This window comes from Ferruginibacter sp. (assembly GCF_031430955.1).
Taxonomy (GTDB): Bacteria; Bacteroidota; Bacteroidia; order Chitinophagales; family Chitinophagaceae; genus Ferruginibacter.
In genome coordinates this window covers 1-4,158 of sequence record NZ_JANPCM010000481.1, presented here as the reverse complement: position 1 = coordinate 4,158, position 4,158 = coordinate 1, and the positions used below count along the sequence as shown (strand labels likewise).

Sequence of the window (4,158 nt, the reverse complement as noted above, 5' to 3'; positions counted from 1 at the left end):
TGTGCTTATTGGTTCTTTCAATGCTGTTTTTAAAAACATTTTAGCAATGCTGTCAGCATTATATGTATTCAAATGAAACACAAGATTCCTCATAAGATTATTTTCAAAAGCAAATTAGCATCGTTTTAACAATATAAAATTATTGAGTGTTAAAATTTTTTACAACTGTTATTTGTAAAAATAAATATGCTATCTTATCAACTATATTGTAAATACCCAAATAAATATGATAATATAAAGTCTCTCTGGTTTTAAAATTCTGTTTATCACCTGCGAATACCACCTAATAATCCAAAACTGTTGTGCCTTAGCAATATCACATTTTACCCATTTTGTTTTTAGCCCTGCAACTTTTTTAATAAGAGAATCTAATTTTGTTGAATTAGATTTCCAAGCCAAATTCGTTAATGAGTATTGTTTTTACTCAATAAAATAATTTAAAAGAATAAATTATACTATCAACATAAAAGCTTGCATATTTACAAGCTTTTGTATTTTTATACAAATCTGTTATTAATGGATGTAAAAATAGAAGCGTCGTGGCGGGAGGTTTTAAAAAATGAATTTACCAAACCTTACTTTTTACAGGTGGTAACATTTTTAAAAACAGAAAAAGCTGCCGGTAAAATTATTTATCCGCCAGGGGCATTGATATTTAATGCATTTAACCAAACAGCTTTTAGTAAATTAAAAGTGGTGATACTGGGGCAGGATCCTTATCATGGACCCGGCCAGGCACATGGGTTAAGTTTTTCTGTTCCAAATGGTATAAAGCCACCTCCTTCTTTAGTAAATATTTTTAAAGAAATACAAACTGATATTGGTGTGGCCATGCCACTGCAATATGGTAATTTAACAAGATTGGCCGAGCAGGGTGTATTGTTATTAAATGCTGCATTAACAGTTAGGGCTAACGAACCTTTCAGCCATGCAAAATTTGGCTGGGCTGAGTTTACCGATGCAGTTATTCAAAAAATTTCTGACGAAAAAAGTGGTATCGTTTTTTTGCTGTGGGGAAAATTTGCACAGGAAAAACAAATACTGATTGATGAAACCAAACATTTTGTTTTAAAGGCAGCCCACCCTTCTCCTTTTTCGGCAGATAAAGGTTTTTATGGCTGCAAACATTTTTCAAAAACAAACGATTTATTGGTGAAGCAGGGATTACAGCCCATTGACTGGAAACTCTTAACTCCATAAACTCCTATCCCCTAAAGGTGGAAAATTTATAGATTATGAAGAATAAAAAAATTAGTAATTCCTTTTTTTTGCTGGATATTATAAAAAATACTTTTGCAAGAATTTGGGCACTCTGGGGTTTAGTAAGTTTTGTGGTTACGTTTTTAATTTTCTTTTTGCCCTCTATGCTATCGCATTTATTTAAAGATGAAAAAAAGGGGCAGGATTTTTTTATAAATGTTTCTAAATGGTGGATGAATGTTTGGTTAATTTTAGTAGGCTGCCCTGTTACTGTTAGTGGAAAAGAAAATTTTATTGCAAATGAAAATTATGTGGTGGTATTTAATCATAATGCACTTTTGGATGTTCCTTTATCGGCCCCATATATACCCGGCGGCAATAAAACTATTGCGAAGGATTCGTTTGCTAAGGTGCCGGTGTTTGGATGGTTTTACAGAAGAGGTGCCATCTTAATAAACAGAAAGGATGAAAGGAGCCGGATAAAAAGTTTTGATGAAATGAAAAAAGTTTTAGCCAAAGGCATGCACATGTGTATTTATCCCGAAGGCACAAGAAACAGAACTGCCGAACCGCTAAAACAATTTTATGACGGTGCTTTTAAATTAGCCATAGAAAGTAAAAAAGAAATACTTCCCTGTGTAATTATTGGTACAAAAGAAGCCATGCCCATTAATAAAACATTCTATCTTTTACCAACACGTTTAAAAATGCATTTTCTGCCTGCGGTATCTTCCCAAAATATTTCGGCAAAAGATTTAAAAGAAAAAGTTTTTACTGTGATGAAGGAGTATTATGTGAAGCATAGTTTAGGGGTTTAGAAGTTTAGATGTTTAGCATTGAATATTTTTTTTCCTACACATCTAAACTTCTAAACCTCCAAACCCTAAACACCTAAAACCAATTTTACAAGTCATAAAAATATCTTGTTCGGTTTATTTTCAAGTCTCTTAAAATGCCCGACTTGGGGCTGATGCTGATATTAAAAAAACGATATTTACCCACCGGCGAAATATTAATAGCCATTTGCCAGCAATGCATTTCTCTTGTTAAATACATACTTAACGAACCCAGTTCTTTTGTGGTAATATTATAGTAACCATTTAAACCTATCTGCCATTTGGCAGTTAAGTTTAATGTACCGCTCCAGTTTATATTTTGAGAAATAGAACCTTTATATCCGCTGTAATCTGCCTTTCTTTCTCTAAAATAAGATAAGGCATAAGAGAAATTAATACTCCATGGAATATTAAAATTTGCAAATTCGCCAGGGTTGTTACTGATGTACGATGCTTCCTGCTGGTATTCATCTAATGGCAAACCCGATATGGGATTTACCTGGTTGGGGTTATTATTATCTACAGGTAGTTTTTCATTTTTATCACCTCCTTTAAAACTGCTTTGTACTGCAATATTTGCACTGGTTATTTTCCCCAGCGATAGTGGTTTTTTGCTCCACACCACTTTGTCAATAAATTCGCCACGGCTGTTGGTTAAATATGGTACGGCCGTAGCACCGGCGGTAATATTTATTTTTTCAAAAAGATTGGTACGTGCCTGGATGCTGAATGGCTGCAGTTTAAAAGAATCGGCTAAAAGATTATAACTGCTGTTGATGCTGAAGCCATCAATTAAAGTAACTTTTTTTATTGCAGCTTCGCCGGTATCTTTTTTGTTTTTCACTTTCATCTGTATGTTATTATCAACACCAAATGTTATGGCACCAGATTTACCTTCGCCAAAGGCAGAAAAAATATTGCCCTCATAAATTGACGGCCTTATAAAATTATTTCCGGTTGTATCTGTCTGTAATAAATAATGGTCTTTTGCATTCATATCAGGATGATAGCTAAAGCCAAAGCTTGGCCTTATTTCATGACGGATAGCCTGCACCTTACTGCCTTTTCTAAATGCAACCATACCAAATATTCTTGTGGTACCCGATACCCCGTACGACATTTCTCTTGCAGCAAAAAAACCTTTTGTTATTGCAGTATCTACTTTTTTACTGGCAGCATTCCATTTACGTACAAATTTATTTTGATACCAATACTCCTGGTAACTGATGGATGGTGCAATTTGCACAGGCCCCAATGGCGGCAACGATAATGATATGGGCACGTTATGGCTTGCACCATATTGCAGTTTATCAATTAACTGTTTACCAATATTACTTGCAGTGTCATAAAAATAAGTAAGGCTTTTTACATTACTGTTTAATGCCACCCCTAAATTTTCGTACCATTTATATTCTCCAATGGGTTCTTTTCTTCTAAAAGGATAAAGTGTAGTTACATTAAATCCAATATCCGGTAAATTAAGATTGATTAATTTTTGTGCTGTGTTTTGGTTATGATTAGCACTAACGGTAAGGCTGAAGGGCTTATCTTTCCATATTTTTGAATAAGCGATGGAAGAGTTTAACTGGTTTTGAAAATTACGTTGCGGACTGTTGGGAACCGATGCATTAAACTTACTGCTGCCGGCATTTACGTTGGCACTAAAAGTTACCCCCGGCCTTGATTTTGTATCGGCAGAATGTGTCCATGTAACATTAAAATTTCTTGCACCTGATTCATCAATATCCCTGAAATGCTGAATGTTGATATTAAAATTACCCTGATAATGATAACGCTTATAATACCTTGGGTTTATACTCGCCGTCCACCCGCCGTACGAATAAATAGTCCCTCTTGCAACAGCATCCCAGTTATCGCTTAATATTTTATAATAGCCAATGCCTTCTAATGCCAAACCTAATTGTTCGTTCGCAGTAAATGTCGGTGCAATTAAACCCGAGTGCCTGCCCTGCGACAACGGATATATTCCAAAGGGTAATGTAATAATGGGTAAAGGAATACCTTCAATCTCCGGATGCACCGGACCGGTAAAAGCCATTTTTTTATTAATGAATTTTATTTTTTTACTTACAAATGCAAAATGCGGTGTATCTAAATTACA

General features: G+C 34.6%; 3 protein-coding genes. 2 read left to right on the top strand and 1 reads right to left on the bottom strand.

What is annotated here, in order from left to right:
- The first annotated feature begins 516 nt into the window (after positions 1–516).
- Both ung and ACY65O_RS13390 read left to right on the top strand, forming a co-directional pair.
- Entirely contained in the window at positions 517–1,200 is a 684-nt protein-coding gene (gene ung / locus ACY65O_RS13395; RefSeq protein WP_462221363.1) for a uracil-DNA glycosylase, read from the top strand.
- 35 nt (positions 1,201–1,235) lie between these two features.
- Positions 1,236–2,018, top strand: a complete 783-nt coding sequence (locus ACY65O_RS13390; protein WP_462221362.1) for a lysophospholipid acyltransferase family protein — start codon at positions 1,236–1,238, stop codon at positions 2,016–2,018.
- Positions 2,019–2,103: 85 nt separating this feature from the next.
- Here the strand turns inward: ACY65O_RS13390 and ACY65O_RS13385 are convergent.
- Positions 2,104–4,158: putative LPS assembly protein LptD (locus ACY65O_RS13385; RefSeq protein ID WP_462221361.1), on the bottom strand; the 2,055-nt coding region annotated here is incomplete at its 5' end.